Source organism: Escherichia sp. GZ89, assembly GCF_019366485.1.
Taxonomy (GTDB): Bacteria; Pseudomonadota; Gammaproteobacteria; order Enterobacterales; family Enterobacteriaceae; genus Escherichia; species Escherichia fergusonii.
Window position 1 is genome coordinate 1 of record NZ_JAEOHX010000066.1, and the last position, 557, is coordinate 557.

Annotated in this window: 1 protein-coding gene; it reads left to right on the forward strand. The window is 51.9% G+C overall.

Going from position 1 to position 557, the window contains the following annotated elements:
- Positions 1-119: 119 nt before the first annotated feature.
- Positions 120-557, forward strand: a 438-nt coding sequence (locus tag K0335_RS22230) for an extensin family protein (protein WP_219394173.1), incomplete at its 3' end; no start/stop codon positions are given.

The following is a 557-nucleotide window of genomic DNA, read 5'->3' on the forward strand; positions in this document are numbered from 1 at the left end:
CGACTTACCGCCAAATACTATTCCTACCCGCAATTTCGCCATCTTAAAAACCCATTCCATCGAATGCAAAGCGTATACATTACCACGACAAAACGCGGGTTTCGCGGGCTTCTGCCATAATGTTTATGGGATGTGAGAACGGAGGCCGCGTGAGAGGTAAGGGTTTTCTGATTATTGTGCTGTTGGGCGGTATTGGCGGGCTGGGATATCGTTATCTTCCCTCTTATTATAATCCTTTTGCTCCGCTACAACTTGCCGATCCGCCAGGCTGGATCACTACCTTCAAACTACAGCGCCTGACGCCGTCGCAGTGCCGGGAGCTGTTGACGGCGGCCAATCAACAGGGATTAATTTCATCACAACCTGTTGCGGATAGCGCTGGTGAATGTCCCTTGTCCCATGTTGTGCGCGTCAGAGATTTTGGCCAGGTAAAACTGAGCAGCAGTTTTTTAGCCTCCTGCCCGTTGGCGCTGCGTTCCGCGCTGTTTGTCGAACAGCAGGCAAAACCTTTAACAGAAACGTGGATGCAGCGCCGCCTGACCCGCATCGAACATCTG